The sequence below is a fragment of the Psychrobacter sp. 1044 genome (assembly GCF_904846525.1).
Classification (GTDB): Bacteria; Pseudomonadota; Gammaproteobacteria; order Pseudomonadales; family Moraxellaceae; genus Psychrobacter.
The window spans coordinates 75,837-95,439 of record NZ_CAJHAZ010000010.1 but is presented as its reverse complement, the minus strand read 5'-3'; the positions used below and the strand labels follow the sequence as shown (position 1 = coordinate 95,439).

The 19,603-nt window shown below is 44.1% G+C and carries 18 protein-coding genes; 7 read left to right on the top strand and 11 right to left on the bottom strand.

Translation table 11 applies throughout. The annotated features are described in order from the left end of the window. Positions 1–70: 70 nt before the first annotated feature. From JMX82_RS08700 to JMX82_RS08685, 4 genes are all read left to right on the top strand, one after another. Positions 71–868: a UTRA domain-containing protein gene (locus tag JMX82_RS08700; protein ID WP_201540229.1), complete on the top strand. Its 798-nt coding sequence runs from the start codon at positions 71–73 to the stop codon at positions 866–868. Positions 869–1,182: 314 nt separating this feature from the next. After that, positions 1,183–2,019 (top strand): amino acid ABC transporter substrate-binding protein, encoded by an 837-nt coding sequence (locus JMX82_RS08695; RefSeq protein ID WP_201540228.1) that lies wholly within the window; start codon positions 1,183–1,185, stop codon positions 2,017–2,019. Positions 2,020–2,072: 53 nt separating this feature from the next. Further along, positions 2,073–2,756, top strand: a complete 684-nt coding sequence (locus JMX82_RS08690; protein ID WP_201540277.1) for an amino acid ABC transporter permease — start codon at positions 2,073–2,075, stop codon at positions 2,754–2,756. A gap of 91 nt (positions 2,757–2,847) precedes the next feature. Next, positions 2,848–3,591: an amino acid ABC transporter ATP-binding protein gene (locus tag JMX82_RS08685; protein WP_060491687.1), complete on the top strand. Its 744-nt coding sequence runs from the start codon at positions 2,848–2,850 to the stop codon at positions 3,589–3,591. A 163-nt stretch (positions 3,592–3,754) separates the two neighbouring features. Here the strand turns inward: JMX82_RS08685 and JMX82_RS08680 are convergent, their stop codons facing one another. The 10 genes from JMX82_RS08680 to uraD form a co-directional block, all read right to left on the bottom strand. Next, positions 3,755–4,702, bottom strand: a complete 948-nt coding sequence (locus tag JMX82_RS08680; protein ID WP_060491686.1) for a DMT family transporter — start codon at positions 4,700–4,702, stop codon at positions 3,755–3,757. Between the two features lie 295 nt (positions 4,703–4,997). Beyond that, positions 4,998–5,645, bottom strand: a complete 648-nt coding sequence (locus JMX82_RS08675; RefSeq protein WP_201540227.1) for an anthranilate synthase component II — start codon at positions 5,643–5,645, stop codon at positions 4,998–5,000. A gap of 33 nt (positions 5,646–5,678) precedes the next feature. Then, positions 5,679–7,097 (bottom strand): anthranilate synthase component I family protein, encoded by a 1,419-nt coding sequence (locus tag JMX82_RS08670; RefSeq protein WP_201540226.1) that lies wholly within the window; start codon positions 7,095–7,097, stop codon positions 5,679–5,681. Between the two features lie 112 nt (positions 7,098–7,209). Further along, positions 7,210–7,485: a Trp family transcriptional regulator gene (locus tag JMX82_RS08665; protein ID WP_201540225.1), complete on the bottom strand. Its 276-nt coding sequence runs from the start codon at positions 7,483–7,485 to the stop codon at positions 7,210–7,212. Between the two features lie 241 nt (positions 7,486–7,726). Beyond that, positions 7,727–8,275, bottom strand: a complete 549-nt coding sequence (locus JMX82_RS08660) for an ureidoglycolate lyase (RefSeq protein ID WP_227676499.1) — start codon at positions 8,273–8,275, stop codon at positions 7,727–7,729. A gap of 182 nt (positions 8,276–8,457) precedes the next feature. Next, complete coding sequence (locus tag JMX82_RS08655) at positions 8,458–9,294, bottom strand: bifunctional allantoicase/(S)-ureidoglycine aminohydrolase (RefSeq protein WP_201540224.1); 837 nt, start codon at positions 9,292–9,294, stop codon at positions 8,458–8,460. A 55-nt stretch (positions 9,295–9,349) separates the two neighbouring features. Then, the gene (gene puuE / locus JMX82_RS08650; RefSeq protein ID WP_201540223.1) at positions 9,350–10,330 is read right to left on the bottom strand and encodes an allantoinase PuuE; all 981 of its coding nucleotides are present in this window, start codon (positions 10,328–10,330) and stop codon (positions 9,350–9,352) included. A 97-nt stretch (positions 10,331–10,427) separates the two neighbouring features. After that, complete coding sequence (locus JMX82_RS08645) at positions 10,428–11,771, bottom strand: urate hydroxylase PuuD (protein ID WP_201540222.1); 1,344 nt, start codon at positions 11,769–11,771, stop codon at positions 10,428–10,430. A 130-nt stretch (positions 11,772–11,901) separates the two neighbouring features. Continuing rightward, positions 11,902–12,270, bottom strand: coding sequence for a hydroxyisourate hydrolase (gene uraH, locus JMX82_RS08640; RefSeq protein ID WP_201540221.1), 369 nt, complete (start codon positions 12,268–12,270; stop codon positions 11,902–11,904). Positions 12,271–12,312: 42 nt separating this feature from the next. Next, complete coding sequence (gene uraD / locus JMX82_RS08635) at positions 12,313–12,834, bottom strand: 2-oxo-4-hydroxy-4-carboxy-5-ureidoimidazoline decarboxylase (RefSeq protein ID WP_201502718.1); 522 nt, start codon at positions 12,832–12,834, stop codon at positions 12,313–12,315. 254 nt (positions 12,835–13,088) lie between these two features. Here uraD and JMX82_RS08630 point away from each other — a divergent pair, with 254 nt between their 5' ends. Next, the gene (locus JMX82_RS08630) at positions 13,089–13,754 is read left to right on the top strand and encodes a TetR/AcrR family transcriptional regulator (protein WP_201540220.1); all 666 of its coding nucleotides are present in this window, start codon (positions 13,089–13,091) and stop codon (positions 13,752–13,754) included. 163 nt (positions 13,755–13,917) lie between these two features. Here the strand turns inward: JMX82_RS08630 and JMX82_RS08625 are convergent, their stop codons facing one another. Then, complete coding sequence (locus JMX82_RS08625) at positions 13,918–15,327, bottom strand: uracil-xanthine permease family protein (protein ID WP_198329387.1); 1,410 nt, start codon at positions 15,325–15,327, stop codon at positions 13,918–13,920. 656 nt (positions 15,328–15,983) lie between these two features. Between JMX82_RS08625 and JMX82_RS08620 the strand changes: the two genes are divergently transcribed. Together JMX82_RS08620 and JMX82_RS08615 are read left to right on the top strand one after the other, a co-directional pair. After that, positions 15,984–18,053 carry a TonB-dependent receptor domain-containing protein gene (locus JMX82_RS08620; RefSeq protein WP_201540219.1) on the top strand — a complete coding sequence of 690 codons (2,070 nt, stop codon included), beginning with the start codon at positions 15,984–15,986 and terminating at the stop codon, positions 18,051–18,053. A gap of 146 nt (positions 18,054–18,199) precedes the next feature. Next, a complete protein-coding gene (locus JMX82_RS08615) occupies positions 18,200–19,594 on the top strand; it encodes a PepSY-associated TM helix domain-containing protein (protein ID WP_227676497.1) in 1,395 nt (464 codons plus the stop codon). The last annotated feature ends 9 nt before the right edge of the window (positions 19,595–19,603 follow it).

Below are 19,603 nucleotides of genomic sequence, written 5' to 3'. Positions count from 1 at the left end.
AGGTTCATGACGTTATCTCGTGATAGTATGGCGCTACTATTATTGGTAAAACTAACGGTTAAACACGGACATGACAAAGACGATTCCGGCATATCAGCGCATAAAAAACGCCATATTAGACAATATTCACTCGGGTAAATGGCAAGCGGGCAATGCAATTTCTACAGAAATGGCGTTGGCAAAAGAGTTTGGCGTATCGCGTATGACGGTCAATCGCGCCCTAAAAGAGCTGAGCGAAGAGCGAGTGCTAGAGCGCCGGCAAGGGTCGGGGACGTTTGTCGCCCAGCAGCAGTTCAATCATACCTTTGTAGAAGTGCGCAATATCGCGCAGGATTTAAAATCTGCCAATCGTGATTATCAGGCGCAAGTGGTGAGTAAACGCATACTTACGGCTGCGATGTTGGATGATGAATTACGGCGTAAATTTGATATTAATAAAGTAGCTGTGTCTTCTAATACAAGCGCTGATACAAGCGCTGATACAACCGTAATGGATGACAGTACTGGCGCAGATAGTAGTAGCGACGTTGCTGTTTTATACGAGGTAAAAATCATTCACTTTGCGGATGGTCAGCCCATACAGTTTGAAGAGCGCTGGGTGGATGCGCAAAAAGTGCCAGAATTTATTGAGCAGGATTTTAGTGTGGTCAACACCAGTGATTATCTCATTGCCAAAAGTCCACTAGAGCGCGGTAGCTATACCATTCGTGCACTGGCGGCACCAGATGAGATAGCCGCGCTACTGCAAATCGCACCGCAGTCGCCGACATTGGTATTGCGTCGTCAGACGTATTCAGCAGGTCGAGTATTGACCTTTGTGAAGATGTGGCATGCAGGCGATCGTTATCAATTCTCCGGTGAACTATAATAGTCTTACGCATGCTCACTGTTTTTGTACGTTTATTATTTCTGAAGTGCGCTAGTATATGAATAAATGGCTATTTAATAGGCAATAATAACGTTAAGATCTACCTAAAAAATGTCCAAAAATTCAAAGATAATATAGAAACAGTATTGAAAAATATGCTGAGCATCCTCAAATCGAGCAGCCAAAGCTAAATAATGCGGCGCAAGTACTTTATTATAGTATTTGCCTGTGCTGGTCTTATCCTTATTTGTTGCTATGGTTTTATTGGCACGATACCTTTTTGCATTATTCATTCACTCTTATAAGGACGTCTTATGAAACGTCGTACTCTTTTAGCACTTGCCGCCAGTACTATGCTACTTGCCGCTTGTGGTCAGTCTCCTACCAATGAAGCAGAAACCAATGCGACAGACAGTGCCGCGACGGGTGGCTCTGATTTGCTGCAACGTATCAATAATGGTGGCACCATCAACGTCGGTACAGAGGGTACTTATCCGCCATTCACTTATCATGATGAGAGTGGCAAGCTAACTGGCTATGATGTCGAAGTGACACGTGCGGTTGCGGATAAACTGGGCGTAGACGTCGAATTTAAAGAGACCCAGTGGGATGCTATGCTGGCAGGTCTTGACTCAAAACGCTTCGATATGGTGGCAAATCAAGTAAGCTTGACCACGCCTGAGCGTTTGGCTAAGTATGACAAAGCCATGCCATATAGCTGGTCGGGCGCGGTTGTACTAGCACCGACTGATGACAATCGTTATAGCTCGTGGGAAGGTTTAAAAGGTCTGCGTACTGCGCAATCACTGAGCAGCAACTATGGTGAGCTTGCAGAACGCTACGGCGCAGAAATCGTCCCTGTCGATGGTATGGCGCAAGCGATTCAACTGGTTAAGCAAGACCGTGCTGACTTCACGATGAATGACAATCTGGCAGTATTGGATTATCTCAAAAAATTCCCAGATGCAGCACTTGAGATCAAGCTGACAGCGCCTGCGAGTGAGCAGACTGGTTCAGGTCTAGTACTCATCAAAGGGGATGACGCTGTGGTGGCAAAATTGAATGAAGCAATGGTCGCATTAGCAGCTGATGGGACGCTGACCAAGCTTAGCGAAGAGTTCTTTGGTGCTGATATAAGTCAACAAAAATAATGCTAGCGTCTATCACGTCAATGCTAGCTGAGTTACTGGCACTACTACCATTTATGGATCCTGCGCGGGCGCAAATTGTCATCAATTCATTTTGGCCAATGCTTAAAGGCGGTATTTATTATTCGATACCGCTGGCGTTGATCTCATTTGCGATTGGTATGGCTATTGCGCTGATAGTGGCGCTGATTCGTATCGTACCGCGTGCTGGCTGGTTCCATGAAATCATATACAGACTTGCGCGTATTTATGTGTCCGCCATTCGCGGGACACCAATGCTGGTTCAGCTATTTATTATTTTCTATGGCTTGCCAAGTATCGGGGTAAAGCTTGATCCTTTTCCCTCAGCGATTATTGCCTTTTCGCTAAATATTGGCGCTTATGCATCGGAGACGGTGCGTGCCTCTATTTTGTCCATTCCAAAAGGGCAGTGGGAAGCAGGCTCGACCGTAGGCTTGACGTATCTACAAACCTTTCGCCATGTCATTTTGCCGCAAGCACTTCGGGTGTCAGTACCCCCGTTATCCAATACCTTTATTAGCCTAGTAAAAGACACGTCTTTGGCGTCATTGGTATTGGTAACCGAGCTATTTAAACAGGCGCAAATCATCACGGCACGTAACTATGAATTTATGTTGGTCTACACCGAAGCGGCGATTATTTATTGGGGTATTTGTCTGTTCTTAACCTTTATTCAAGGTAAGCTTGAAACCAGACTTGATCGCTACGTGGCGAAATAAACCCTTGATAATTTGGACAGCATAGGATGGTAATGCCGCGTCGATAAGCGTGTGTTATTAGCAAACAGATATCAGTACAACAGGAAGCTTTATGATTCAAGTCACTAATATTCACAAAGCTTTTGGTGGCAATCAAGTGCTTAAAGGCATCGACTTGACCATCGAAAAAGGCAAGGTAGTGGTGATATTAGGACCGTCAGGGTCTGGTAAAACCACTTTTTTACGCTGCTTGAATGCGCTGGAAATTCCTGATCAAGGCATCATTGCTTTTGATGATGGTAGCTTAACGGTTGATTTCGCTACCAAGCCTAAGAAAAAAACATTGCTGGCGCTGCAGCGTAAATCAGGCATGGTATTTCAGTCTTATAACTTGTTTCCACACAAGACCGCGATTGAGAATTTAATGCTTGGGCCGACGGTAGTGCAAGGGCAAACTAAGGCGCAAGCCCGCGAACAGGCACTGGCATTACTTGATAAAGTAGGCTTATCGGATAAGGCAGATCTGTATCCGTTCCAGCTCTCTGGTGGTCAGCAGCAACGTATTGGCATTGCTCGTGCACTGGCTATCGAGCCGTCATTATTATTATTTGATGAGCCAACGTCTGCGCTCGATCCTGAATTGGTACAAGATGTACTGGGCACGATGAAGCAACTGGCATCTGAAGGCTGGACGATGGTCGTTGTGACTCATGAGATTAAATTTGCTCGTGATGTGGCGGATCATGTGGTGTTAATTGAGGATGGTCATGTGGTCGAAGAAGGTAGCGCTAAGCAGATGTTTGAAGTGTCTACTCATCCACGTACGCAGGCCTTTTTGCAGCGTATTGAACAGTAATATTATCAAGACAATCCAAGTTATTTAGCAACTGTCTATGGTGTCAATGCTTTGCTCTAAAGTAACGTTCCAATAAAAAATCTCCAGCTATTAATTATAGTTGGGGATTTTTTTCGTTTGATAATACAGATATAAAACTATTTAAAACAATCAAAAGTCACCACTAAATTCTTTGTCGTCTTTTTAGCCAGCGTGGTACGCGAGTGGCAGTGCCGTTTAATATGGCATTAAATAAAGCTGCCAGTAAGATTAACACCACGCCCACATATTGAATCCAAGATAAGGATTGATGCAGTAATAGTATGGCAAGGGCAATGGCAGTCAATGGCTCAAAAATCGTAAATACTGATGCACGAGTGGCAGGTAATTTCTCTAATGCTTTCATATAAAGGGCAAAGGGCACGACGGTTCCAATCAAAGACAACCCTAAAGCATAGCCCCACGTATGTAAAGGTAAGCTCAATAACCGCCCATAGGTTTGATAGGTTTCAGGTAATAAGAGCAGTACACCAGCACTGATGATAATAGAGGTAAAAAACACCAAAGGCGCAGGGTGAGCATCGTGCATCGCGCGCTTGCCCAGTACCCCGTATAAGGAATAACAGACGCCTGCTAGCAGTCCTAATAGGATGCCCCAGTTGACTTGCGCTTGCTCACCAAGCATCGTCAATCCAACACCAAATACCGCCATGAGCGCCAGTAATGCCGACTGGCGAGTGATAGATTCATCAAGCAAGAATGCGGAAAACAATAAGCTAAATACAGGCGCAGTATAAAGCAAGGCAACCGCAGGGCCAGCACCGACATAGATCACAGCAAAAAAGTAGCATACCGACATACCAAGTACGCCAATCAAAGACTGCAATGCCAGCCCAAGCCACTGCTTTCGACGAAGCTTGATAAGATGCGGCCATAATTTTGGTAGCATGACAAGAATAAGAAAAGCCGCGGTCACGATACGTAAGATCGTAATCTGCCAGCCACTAAAGCCGATTTGATTGAGGTAGGTCGAGAATATCCCCAAGGTACCCCAGCAGACAGCGGCTGTGATAATTTGAATGGTGCCTATCCATGACTGACGTGCTGACATTACGCCATCGGTATTTGCCATATAGCTCTCTATTTTTATGTTATATCAAAACCTATGCCCAAACTCAAAACCTCAAACTTTCCAAGCCTTGTAGCTAATGGCGTCATACAATACTGAAATAAGAAAAAGACAACCCGAGTAAGGGCTGTCTTTTGTTTGTTTTTTCAGTCTATCATTAAAGCGTTAATTAAGTTCGAACACAAGTCAGTTAGACATAAAATTCAATTTATTTGAGTTAGAGGTACGCTTGTTTTTAGCTTATGTCTTTAGCTTATCACCCTTTGGTGTCATATCCCCCAAACTTAAGCATCAAGATTTACACTTGTAGTAAAAAATTCGTCAGCAAGCGTTTGGCACCTTCCGTCGCAAATGACTCTGGGTGAAACTGCACACCTTGAATGGGATAGTCTTTATGCTGTAGTCCCATAATCTCCTCACCTGCTAGCGCAGATTCGGTTAGGCTGAACTCAGCATGAGCATTATTGGCGACGACAGCTGTGACAGTCAAGCAATCTGGTAAGGTATCCGCTTTTACCATCAAGGAGTGGTAACGCATGATTTCAATCTCTTGTGGCAAGCCTTGATAGACACCCGCGCCATCATGGCGAATGGAGGATACCTTGCCATGCATCGGCACGCTCGCTCGTACCACATCGCCGCCGAACACATGCGCAATCCCTTGCATACCTAAGCAGACACCTAGTAGCGGCGTCGTCTTACCCATGACTTCAATTACTTCGGCACAAATACCGAAGTAGGTGGGGTCGTCAGGGGCACCAGGACCCGGTGAGATGATAATGCGGTCAAGATTCATTGCCTGTACATCTGCTAACGTTATCTCATTATTACGTTTAACCATGACGTTCGCGGCTTTATCGCCGTCCATCGTCTGCAAAATCTCGCCGATATATTGGTAAAGATTAAAGGTAAAGGAGTCGTAGTTATCTATAATTAAAACATTCATGGGTTATCAACTCTTTGGCAAAATATAAGCAATTTACGGGTTCATAAAACTGTCTAATACCACTTTCATAGCAGACAATTTACGCTGAATTTCTAGATATTCATCAGCAGGATTGGAGTCATAAACATTACCACCACAGGTTTGCGCATAAGCGGATTCGCCGTTGATGAATAGGCTGCGAATAGGAATGGCAAAAATACAATCGCCATTGAAATTAAACGATCCAAGCGCACCACCATAAGCACCGCGACCATCTGGTTCTAGCTCATTGATGACTTTAATCGCTTCAACTTTTGGCGCGCCTGACAAAGTACCGGCGGGGAAGTTGCTGGCAAGGGCGCTAAACATATCTTCATTAGGATGCAAGATTCCGACGATCTCAGACGAGATATGTTGCACATGAGAAAAGCGTTTGATATCCATGAGACTACGTACTTTGACGGTGCCAAATTGTGCCACACGGCCAATGTCATTGCGATGCAAATCGACTAGCATATTGTGCTCGGCAATTTCTTTGGCATCGTTGAGCAATGCACGGGCAAGCTGTCGGTCTTCGATGACATCGACACCGCGCTTGGCAGTACCTGCCAGTGGATAGGTTTCCATCTCACCTTGACGCAAGCGAAATAGCAGCTCTGGTGACGCTCCAATGATGCATTGCTGGGCAAATTTCATAAAATACATGTGCGGCGATGGATTGACCGAACGCAATTTCTCATAAATGGGCATTTTATCGCCGGCAATGCGGTATTTGGATTTAAAGCCAACCTCACACTGAAAGATACGCCCTGAGATGATGTCTTCTTTGACTTGCATGACAACTTTAGCATGCTGTTCTTGGCTCATACCATCACCTAAAAACGCAACCGTCGGTGGCTCATAGCTTGGAATTTGTTCATCAAGTAGCGCTTTGATTTGCTCGATGCGATTTTCTTGCTGTGCAGTTGGATAGTAAAAGTAGAAAATCTCACCGGTCATCTTATCGAGCGTTAGACCATCCAAATATACGCCAAATTTAAACGGTTCAAAGTCATCGCTCGCTTTAGCATTGAGACTGGGTTCAAAGAAATTGACACTGTCGTAACCCAAATAACCGACAAGACCACCGCTTTGGTCGCGAGCAATTACGTGCTGCGGCGTAATTTTGCGCAGTAGCTCGTAAGGATTATCCGTTTGATAATGAGTGGTTTCAGCAGTTTTATTATCAGTAATCGCGAGGGTTGCACGATCGATGGCAGCAATGGTCATCACTGGATCAAAACCAATCGCATGATGCCGCGCCATATGTCCATCTTCGCCCAATGATTCAAGCAGATAACAGGTCTCAAAAGCGCGCTCAATACGTTTGAACAACGCAAAAAAATCAATATCCTGCGTGAGTTTAATGCGCTGTGGTTTACTAGGGATATCAATAGCAGCAGGTTGGTTAGGTTTTGAATTAGGAGAGGTCATAACAATATCCAAATTGGTTCAATGGTTGATCAAATAAAAAGTAAGAGAATTTAAAACTCTAGTTTCTGATTAATTAGGCGGCCTTTTCAGCTGTGTCTTTTATGAATGTTTTCTATGAGTCATGTCTATGAGTCATTAGTAAGGCACTCACATCGTGAACTTGCATGGCTTTGGCGCCGCGCGAGACGGTAGCGATACCGACACCTAGCTGCTCAGATATCTCGCGCTGGGTGACACCGCGCTCAAGCAAGTCAAAAATGCGGATACGATTGGCGATTTCCTGCTGCTCTTTTTCCGTCAATAGCGCACTGAATAGCAGGTCGATAGCGGTGATGTCATGACAACTGGCTAAATGGCTTAATAAGCTTTGATAAGGGTCTGTGCTCATAACATTCATCTTAATGGAAAAGAAAAGGGAAGCTTACTTCGTTTCAGCATTCTAGTACGATAGTACATAAAAGGCAAGTAGCCTATGCAGATGTTTTGCTACTGCTGTTAAATGGGCACTGTGTTTTGGAAGATGATTATTTATATAGGATGGATCCCAAATTTATAAACATAAAGCCAGCTAATCTTTATTAACTGGCTTTATATTTATAAATGGTTAACAGCTCGTTTACAGACCCTAATTAAACGGAAGAGTGCTCACTGGCAAGTTCAATTTGCACCTGCCAATCCTCTATATCTAGCTCATAACAGTTTTTGCCTTCGCCATTGATACGATCTATCACCAAAAAATCAGAGTCACAACCGAGGGCAAGTAGCGGATGATGCCAGACATTGGCATCGTATTGCACACCTTGATGAGATTGGACATAAAACACGGTCAAATCATCCGCAGACTGTGGCGGCGCACCAGCAGGCGCAACGATGACGATATAATCCTGACCATTCATTGAAAAAAATGCTTGCGTGCCAAACGGATGATATTCCATGACCGATAAGGCAATAGGGAACTCACGCTTTTTGGCGCGGAAGATACTCATGCCGACATCGCCGCCGTCCAGTTTGGCTTCAGCGATGGCGTGATGGCGGCAGGCATAGCCTTTATTGATATGGTAGCTATTTTCAGGCGTCTGTGCTTCCTTGTCATAGGGTTCGATTACGGTGCCGTAGGGCGCAAACTCAGCTTTGGTTAAAGGTCTTGCAACGATCGTAGTCTTCATAAGAGTACTCATGACTTTGCCTTACTTTTGGTGATCACTGTTTATAATTGCTATGAGCCACTTTGCCATAAGCCCGTACGCGAATTAAATCAACATCTGGGAATAAATGACATATTCGAATGAACGATTATGCCGCTATATTGCTCATCGTTCTGAATGCTTTGTTGTTCTGGTTATTATTTATTGCGCAGGGCTTATCGTGCTGGGCGAATAAATGGCATATGTCTATTCACGTCTTTGTATAGTAAATATCTAAATGGACCCGGTCCGCCGGCGTAACAAGATTGTGGGCAAAATGCGCGTAGCCACATAAAGTCGCCCGCTTCCACTTCTACCCATTCACCATTTAAGTGGTAGACGGCTTTACCTTCTAGGACATACAAACCATGTTCCATCACATGCGTTTCATCAAATGGAATCACGCCACCTGGTTGGAAAGTCACGATATTCACATGCATGTCGTGACGCATATCCGACTGCTCGGTAAATCTGGTGGTTGCCCATACGCCATCAGTACCCGGCATCTCAATCGCTTCAACATCATGATCGCTGGTTACAAAGGCTTCAGGCACATCAATTCCTTCACAGTGTTGATAAGCTTTACGAATCCAATGGAATTTAACGTGCTTGTCGCTATTGTTTTTCAATGACCATTTGCAGCTAGGTGGTAAGAAAGCATAACCGCCCGATTCAAGATGATGCGATACGCCTTCAATAGTAATATCCATTTCACCTTCAACGATGAATATAACCCCTTCAGCGTTTGCATCTAGCTCAGGCTTTTCTGAGCCGCCATTAGGCTCAACTTCGACGATATACTGTGAAAAAGTCTCAGAGAAACCTGAAAGTGGGCGTGCAAGCACCCACATGCGCATACCTGTCCAAAACGGCAGATAGCTAATAACAATGTCGGTCAGTACACGTTTGGGAATAATGGCATAAGCTTCGGTGAAGATAGCGCGATCAGATAGCAGTTGTGTTTGTGGAGGCAATCCGCCAGTTGGTGCGTAATAAGTACTCTTTGTTGACATTGTTGATGTTCCTTAGTGGTGTTGTGCCGCAATAAATTTGTGTCTAAACGTATGGTTACATCCAGTTTGCAGTGTTATCGGCTGTGGCTGGATGGTTTTTATACCAGTGTTTGGCAATGTCATCACGGCGGCATACCCACACATCGGGCTTGCTGGTGATATATTGCAAAAACTTTTTGAGGGCAACGATGCGACCGGCGCGACCAATGATGCGGCAGTGCAAACCGATTGTCAGCATCTTGGGTGTGTGTGCGCCTTCCTCGTATAAGGTATCAAAGCTGTCTTTTAAGTATTGATAAAAAGGCTCGGCGTTGGTAAAGCCTGGGCTTGATGCAAAGCGCATGTCATTGGTCTCTAAGGTATAGGGAATGACCAAATGCGGCTTACGAGCGATTTTGTTACCGTCTTCTACTTTGACATTGAGCCAGTAAGGGAGCTCATCCGCGTAAGAGTCTGAGTCATAAATATAGCCACCTTGTTCGGCGACCAACTCACGAGTATTCGGGCTATCTCGTCCCGTGTACCAACCAAGCGGCTGACCACCGATCATGCGTTCGAATATTTCAGTGGCACGGCGCACATGCTCGCGCTCGGTCTCGCGGTACATATTTTGATAAGTAATCCAGCGTAGACCGTGACTGGCGATTTCGTGCCCATCTTCTAATACTCGCTTGATAATATGCGGTGTTTTTTCGGCAGCAGCAGCGCAAGTGAAGGTCGTAATAGGCAAACCATATTCTTTAAAAGTGTCTAATACTCGCCAAACACCCACACGGCTACCATACTCAAATGCCGACTCAATCGACTGATGACGATTGTTAAACTCTGGCGTACCCAAGACATCCGATAAAAACTGCTCTGATTGACCGTCACCATGAATCACGCTATTTTCTGCGCCTTCTTCGATATTGAGGACGAACTGTACAGCGATTTTAGCGCTGCCTGGCCAGCTGGCTTTTGGCGGCTTGTCAGCATAGCCTTTTAAGTCGCGAGGGTAGGCGTCTTGATTGAAATCGCTGATTATTTTTTTGGTCATTGTCAATATATCCTAAATATTTTAAAGCAACTTAAGTCAATTAAAGCAAAATAAGGCGTAACTTTGGATCCATATAATATTTATCTACGGCCTTTATTTATAACCCTGATGCATAAGCCACCATTTGCTGACGTTCTTCATCCGTCAATTTTGTGAGATTACCCAGTGGCATATAGCCTGTTTGTACAGCAGTGACGATTTTTGCTTTATGAGTTTTCATGTCGGTTGGTGTCTGCAAGATGATACCAGCTGGCGGCGCGGCAAATCCTTGCTGAGTAGGCTGAGCGGCATGGCACGTGCTACAGCGCGTGTGCACGACATCCATAATGGCATCATCAGCAGAGGCAGTTACTGGCACGACGTCGGCAGTGATATTTTCATTTGAGGCTGCATCAGTGCTTATAGTAGAATCGTCGACTGCACTAGCAGTAGTTGTTGGTGGCACATTATCTGGTGTCGCCGTTTCAGCAGCGGCTGCAGCAGTGACAGCAGTGACAGCAGTGACAGCAGGTAATGGCTCAATTGGTTCTGGGCGCATCCAAATAATTAACAATACGGTTAAGACAGCAGGGATGACCAAATAACGCGGCTTATGATTGTCTAAATGCTTTTGGTTAAAATAGTGACGTACAATAGCCGTGATGATACCCACAAATACCAATACCAACCAGCCGTGAGCATGAGAGTACATCATCGGATAATGATTGCTAATCATGGTAAAGATCAGCGGTAAGGTAAAATAGTTGTTCATCAGCGAGCGGTTTTTTGCTTGTAGTGCCAAGTCCGCTACTTCTTTGCCTGGTTTTTCGCCACGCCTCACGCATTCTACCAGCGCTCGTTGAGCGGGCATGATGCCAAAGAACACATTACCTGCCATCACCGTACCTAAGATAGCACCGATATGAATGAACGAAGCACGGTCACTAAATAGCTGATAAGAACCCCAGCAGGCGATGATTAATAGGATAAAAATAATGGTGCTAAAAATAAACGAGTTTTTGCCCAAATGGCTGCGGACAATCACTTCATAAATGAAATAGCTGCCGAATAAAAATAACAAACTGGTCGAGATGGCACCGATACTACTACCAAAATCGACTTTGCTGGGATCAATCAAGTAGGCAGTCGCATTGGCATAATAGACGATAGAGAGCATCGCCATACCTGTCAGCCAAGTAGTATAAGCTTCCCATTTAAACCAGTGCAGGGTCTTTGGCATCTCTTCGGGCTCAAGCTTGTATTTGGCAATTTCATAAAAGCCGCCACCATGTACCGCCCATAAGTCGCCTGAAATTCCTTTGTCAGCCTTCCACTGTGGTGGTTTACGTAAACTAAGATCTAGCCAAACAAAGTAAAAAGACGCACCAATCCATGCCACGCCAGCGATGACGTGGAACCAGCGAAAAAATAAGTTAAACCAATCGAGATAATAAGCGCCCATGTTGCAAATGTCCTTTTTACAATTTTCTTTTGTTCAGCTTTTTTCAATCTTTCGACGCGTTTTGCTATGGCGACGTTCTTTTATGAGGTTCTTTTATATGGTGATGCTACATAACTACATAACTACATAACTAAGAGCCGCGATATGTGCTGTAGCCATGTGCGCTAAGCAGTAGCGGTACATGATAGTGACCGTTATCACTTATCATAAAATCGATGACTACTTGTGGATAAAAAGCCGTGAGATTTTGTGCATCGAAATAAGACTGCGTATCAAAGGTTAAGGTATAACGACCAACATCTAAATGATATTCAGCAATATCAATCGTTGGGTCAAACGACCAGCTATCTGGTGCCACGCGTCCATCCGCATTGGTGACGCCATTGGCTAATAGAGAAGCCTCGCCACTTGTGCTCACGCGATCTAGCGTCACGGCAATACCAGCGGCGGGTTTGCCCAGATGGGTATCTAGAATATGGGATGAGAGAGTGCCTGACATAATAATTCCTTTTATATAAATGAGTCAGATGGGCTGAATGCGTTAAGCGTCACTCAGCAGTTTCTGTAAACGTAAGCGGGTGATTTTATTTTGCTCAGCTGCCGCATTGACCAGCTCAGTAGCGCGATCATTGGGCAAGCGTGCTAACAATAAATCGAGCATTTGCTGCGCGCTCTTACCAGTGGCAAACACGATGAAGATAAAGCCAAATTTATCAAGGTAGTCTTGATTGCCTTGTGCCAAAGCTTCAATCACCTCGTCATTGGCATCATTGGCACCTGACTGCTCATGGGCAGCACTGTCTTGAGTGTTGCGGTATTTTTCTTTTAATGAGTCAACGTTGCCGATTTGTGGATGACCATCAAAAGCCTCTAGTAACTGGGCTTCTGCTGTCTGTGCTTGTGCCCAAGCATCATCACTATGAGCAAGTAATGTAGATATATCAGCGAAAGGACGTTTTTTTTCTAAAGTCTGCGCCCAATGGGTGCTGGTACAGCAGGTCAATAGATGTGAAATTGCCTCAGTTGTTGAGAGCTCATTAAACTGCTGTAAAGATAATTTCACTATGACATCCTTTTCTTTGCTGACAAAAGCGGTGGAGTAACATTTCTCGATAACATCTCATGCTAAAGTAGTATTTATCGAATAATAATTGGTTTACTATGAGCTATTCTGCTTAAACCTGACCATTTGGTCAACTACTTTATGCAAATATTTTATTTAGACTGGTGATATTTCATAAAAATTAGCATATGAATCCAGTTATTGGCTGGGATATGGCTCTTTATTCATCACAATAATGACAGGTAACATTTATCATGACTCAACATAACGATATAGAACCACAAGCCGCGTCTGACGCGCCTGTACAGCGCAATCAGCAAGATATCCGCGCCCACAATCAAACCGTTATCTTGGCGGCGGCAGAAGAGGAGTTCGTGCTGCAAGGTTTTCGCGGTGCGACGATGCAAGGTATTGCCGATAGAGCCGAGCTGCCAAAAGCCAACGTGCATTACTACTTTAAGAATAAAAAAAATCTGTACCAAGCAGTGCTGCATTCTATTATTCAAGAGTGGAACGATGGCTTGGTCGCTATGAGTGTCGATAGTGACCCTAAAACGGTCATCGAAAAGTTTGTCCGTACCAAATTGCATCAAGCATTTGCTCATCCCAATCGCCATAAATTATTTGCGCTGGAAGTCATCGGCGGTGCCCCGCACCTGCATGAATTTATGTCGGCGACCATGAAGGCGTGGGCGCTAGACAAGGCGCAAGTGATGAAAACTTGGCATGAGCAAGGCAAAATTGGCATCGCTGACCCTTTACAGCTATTGATTTTGATTTGGGCAACGACGCAGCGATATGCAGAATTTGAGACAGAAATCGTCGGTTTGATGGAAAAGAGTGAGTACGATCAGCAGGATGAAGCGCGGGCGGCAGACTTTTTAGTGCCGTTTATTTTGCGTGGCTGTGGTCTTGAGTAATGCTTATTTATCATTATTTTACGTCTATAACATGCCATTAATACGAAAGCATTCTGAATGATTTCGTATTAATGAGCGCTAAAAGAGTCAATGTTCAGAACCAGAACTAGAACCAAGGGCAGCAATGCTGATTGGTAAAGAATTTGACTATCCTAACGTACGTTTAAGAAGCCTTTTGTCTAAGAGGCTTTAGACCGTCATCCAGATGCTGTTCTACCGTATCAAATTCGACACCGTAGTTTTTGGGCAAAATCATATCGAGAGTAATGGCCACAATACCTGACATAGTAACCGCCGAACCAAAGATATTACGGAAAAGCTGAGGCGCTTGTGCGAATACATCAGGAACAAAAGCCACGCCCATGGACAGACCTAGCGAAGTGGCAATGATTAAGATATTACGATGGGTAAAGTTGACCGTTGATAGGATGCGAATACCAGCAGTCGCTACCGTTGCAAACATCAATAACGTCACACCGCCAACAACTGGTTTTGGCAATTGGGTAAAGATAGCACCCAAAATAGGGAATAGCCCCATAGTGAACAAGATAGCCCCGACATAGAAGCCCACATAGCGACTGGCAATACCAGTCATCTGAATAACGCCGTTGTTTTGGCTAAAAGTCGTTACAGGGAACGTGTTAAACACCGCCGCAATTAATGAGTTGACACCGTCTCCCAATACGCCACCTTTAATACGTTTCTCGTATAAAGGTCCTTTGATGGGTTCGCCCGATATCATCGAAGTCGCCGTCAAATCACCAGAGGTTTCAATACTGGTAATGACATACATAAAGGCGATAGGAATAAAAGCCTGCCAATCAAACCCAAAGCCAAACTTGAATGGCACAGGTAGCGTAAAGATAGGGGCATCAGAGACCAAAGAGAAATCAATACGTCCCATAAGAATGGCTGCGATCAGACCAAGCATCAACCCTATAAAAATAGCACTGGAGCGAATGACTTTATTATTAACAATACTAATCAACACCACACTGACCAAGACTCCGCCACCGAGCAGCAGATTCTGTATACTCCCGAAATCTTCAGCGCCCACGCCGCCTGCCAAATCCGTCAGACCAACCTTGGTTAATGACAGACCGATGGTCACAATCACACAACCAGTAACGATAGGGCTCATCAAGGATTTGAGTTTGGTGATGAATTGACTTAAGAAAATCTCAACGAAGGCACCAAGAAAGGAGACGCCAAAGATAACAGAGAGAATCTCCTCCGGACTCCCGCCTTTGTTTTTTACCACAAAACCTGCTGCCAATACCGCGGCCAAGAAGCCAAAACTGGTTCCTTGTAACGCCATAAGACCTGAACCTACCGGTCCAACTTTATGCGTCTGAATAAAGGTAGCGACCCCTGATACCATCAATGACATGCTGATGAGATAAGGGATGTGTTCCCCCAAACCCAAGACGCCGCCTATGATTAATGAGGGGGTGATGATACCGACAAAGCTGGCAAGTACGTGTTGTACTGCGCCCAAAAAGGCTTTTGTAGGGGTAGGGCGGTCATGCAATCCGTATAGTAAATCGGGATTCCCTTGAATGTGTTCGCTCATCTTGGCTTCCTCCTAAAGTGACTTTTAGTCCAAGCTCTGTGGAGAGAGCTAAGCAGTGTGATGAGTTTAGAGATGGATATCGACACACCGTTTATCTTCATATTGCTTAGTTGTCTCACAAAGAGTCGCACTTATCCTTGTGCTAATAAATATCAGCAGCTAGCTATTATTTATCAATATGACTAATAGTCGTAGGTTTAAACCTGACTAATTGGTCAACTATATAAGGGTATAGTGAAAGGGTTGGCTATTGCAATGTTTTTTTTCATGTTGATGGCTTTATTTCTTAAATAATAACAGTCTATTAGACGAACATAGCGCAGCGGATTTGGTTTGCTCGCTATTTCTACTCGTCTAAAAACAGTAAGCAACAAAACGGAATAAGCCAGCCAGATTTAGCGCTATTTTTTAATATTAAATTTCTCGCATTAATTATTGCCAAATTGTTAATACTTCGTTATTATGCCTCTCATTATTTAAATGCTAACAATTATCATTAACATTGTTATTCGTATGAAAGACTTTGGCTTTGTCAAGACTCCAATCGTCTAAAAAATGGTTTTCAATAATAAGCGGTGCAACTGCCACAATCTGTGCTCAACAGTAAATAGCTCTTAAAAATTCTAATTTGTGATAGTCCATAAGGTGAGTGTGTTATGCGTGAAGTAAAGTTATCAAAACTATCTAGTCAAATGACGGTATTGTCCATGGGCGTGGCAGCGGTATTATGGTCACAAGCAGTCAGTGCAGCACCTGCAGAAGACATGCCAAGCACCACGTTGCAGACCATTACGGTGACAGCCAATAGCTCAGTACGTGATAAAGTGCAAACCGATTCTGTTTACATAGAAGACTATACGCCAGCGCAGCAAGCCAGCCATTTAAGCGATTTTTTGAATGTTGTTCCTGGAGTTACGGTAGGTGGTACCTCTGCGGTCAATCAGCGTATTCGTATTCGTGGTCTTGAAGACAGCAACCTAAAAGTCACTATCGATGGGGCGCGTCAAGAAGGCAAACTTTTTTATCATATGGGTGACATTACTATTGACCCTGACTTGCTTAAGCAAGCAGATGTGGCAGTCGGTAATAACTCAGTGACGCTAGGTAACGATGCCATTGGCGGGGCGGTGGCTTTTAAAACCGTTGATGCAGTGGATTTGCTGAAACCGGGTCAAAGAATAGGAGCGAAAGTTCACGCAGGCTATGCCAGTAATAATGACGAGCTACTAACGTCAACGACTGTATATGCCGCACCAACCGACAATGTTGACTTACTGGCTTACTATGGCAAGCGCGATAGCGATTCTGGCGAAGATGGTAACGGTCGTGAGCTGTTTGAAGACAGTAAAACTGAAAGCATCCTATTAAAGGCGGGTGCTTATATTGCCGATGACCATCATATTGGCGCAAATTTCAGCCAAACTGAAAAGAAAGGTATTTTCCCATTCCGTCCAGACTTCCCTAGCCGCTCTGAGCCTCCAATTCCGCAACAGGTGAAGCGCGATACTTATGGTATTGATTATAGCTTTAATCCTAGTAACCCCCTGATTGATGTAGATACCAACGTGTATCAAACCAAAACTCGCATTTTGCGTGATTCTGATTATATCAATGATCCAGGTTTTGATTTTAACGCTGAAGTTCAAACCACAGGCGCAAAAATCCAAAACACCAGTGACATTGCTACGAATGTTGGCACACACAAGCTTATCTCTGGGATTGAGCACTACAAAAAAGAATCGGAGATGGAGCGCGACTTCGTCAAAGCAGGGTCAGACGAGGCAACCAATACATCAGTATATCTAGAAGACCAATGGAAAAATGGTAAGCTCACTTTAACACCTGGTGTGCGTTATGACCGCTACAAATCTCCTGAGTTTATCTCTGGTGGCAAAACCTATGATAATGTCGTTGGTGCACTTGCCGCAAGCTATGAGATTGCACCATTGACGCAAGTATTTGCCAGCTACACGCAGTTATTTAATGGTCCTGACTTAAGCCAAACCATTTTTAATTCAAATGGTGACAAAACTTACGTTAATAATGACTTAAAAGCAGAAGAAGGGTCTAACGCTGAAGTAGGTATCGTTACAACGTTACGCGATCTAACGGTAGCCGGTGATGCACTACAACTAAGCGGTAAGTACTTTGAAACTGATATCGAAAACTACATCGAATTTGTTCGTTCCGGCGGAACTCGCGTTGGCTTAGACTGTGTCACTGGACAATTAGGTGGTGAATGTCAAGGCGTCATCAATAAAGATGAAGATTTTAAAATTAAAGGGGTTGAGCTCGCTGCCGACTATAAAATGAATAACTTTAGTATGGGTTTGAGCTATTCACGCGCACGCAGCGAAGGTGAAAAAACGGGCTACAGCATTCCTTCAGTGACTGGAAGCAGCTCAGAATCAGGCGATAAATATATGGTCAATCTGGCTTATGCCCCAACAGAGACCACAGATATCGGCTGGCGCAGTACGTATGTTGCTTCAGTGATGCCGAATACGTCTGAAAATGAGATTGAAAAACCAAGCTATAATGTTCATGATATCTTTATGAACTATTCGCCAAAACAAGTTGATGGATTAAAAGCCACGCTTGGCGTTTATAATCTTTTTGATGAAGCTTATGCGAGCCACTCATCTCGTCTAAATCCGATTGATGATGTTGCTACTGACTTTGAGAAAGGTCGTAATATCAAAGCGTCATTGACGTATCAGTTCTAATCTTATTGTCACTTGATGATAGATGAAAGGGCCAGCTGTCTGTATAGGATAGCTGGCTTTTTTATGGTCAGTAAATGGCGAAGCATGTGATAGCAATTACAACTTTTTTTAAATACCAATAAAAATAACCAATGAATAAAGAAACGATGAATAAAAAACCAATACTAATGACTTTATTTCCCCTTACGTTGCGTCAGAGCTGCTTATGGATTCATCGCTATACTGGGCTTGCGATGGCAGCTTTTTTGATCATTGCTGGTATCACGGGCACGCTATTGGCGTTTCATGATGAGCTAGATGATGTGTTCAATCACAAGCTGGCAAATATTGAGGCGCAACACAAGCCGCCACTACCGATCGCCTCACTGCATGATGCTGTTATCAGCGCCTATCCACAGTATCAATTTTCTAGTATGCCAACGTCAGTAGAGCTGAATAAATCAGCGGTTTTTTCGGTAGATAGAACGCGAGGTCAGGCAGCAGATAATGCTCCTAAAGCCCCATTTCAAGAAGTCTATGTCAATCCCTTTACGAGTGAAATCATCGGTACACGTGATAAAGAGGTGTGGGCATGGCGCAATACGATGTACAAGGTATTCTGGTTGCACCGAGATTTATTGCTAGGTGATATCGGCAAATTAATACTGGGTATCGTGTCTTTAATCTGGACGATTAATTGCTTTATTGGCTTTTATTTAACCTTTCCAAGAGCAGTTAATGCCAATAAATCTCAACAAACCGCATTGAGAAAATCATCTGGCAAACCCCGCGCTTCATTTTTTAAACGCTGGCTACCTGCTTGGAAAATCCGCCGTAAGACCAATACTTTTAAGCTCAATTATGATTTGCATCATGCGTTTGGCTTATGGCTCTGGCTCATATTGTTTGTCATTGCGTGGTCGAGTGTTGGTTTTAATTTAAAATCGGTATATCAGCCTGTAATGCAAGCGCTAGTAGGACTTGAAGGTAGAGATGAAGGCAAAGAAAAGAAACAAAATAAGCCTGCGATAAATACTGAATCTAGTAGTGATGAGGCGACTACTATTGGCACTAATATGAACAGTACTAATAAGGTAGACAAGGCTAATAGTATTGCTTATTTAAGCAGGCAGGCAGAGATCGCCGCGCAAAAAAATGGCGTCAGCGTCCAGCAGCTATTGGGAGTGCGTTGGGTAGAAGAGGACAATCAATGGCAAATGCGCTTTAAAACCAATAAAGATATCGGTAAAAAAGGCGGTGCGTCATCTATCACGGTTGACGCCGCAACAGGCAATGTCGAGCGTGTTAATTTTGGGTATCAAAGCTCATTTGGTAATCAAGCTGATCAATGGATGGCAACGCTACACATGGGTCATATCAGCCATGGCGTAGGTCATTTATTGTATCAAATATTTTTAGCATTGACGGGGTTAGCCGTGGCGGTATTGTCTGGCACAGGTGTTTATCTGTGGGTCAAAGGGCGTCAAAGTCGGTTAAAGCAAAGGCAAAAATTGACGGTTAAAGACAACTCTTTGAAGCGATTACGCGAAACCAGCCATTAAAGAGCAACT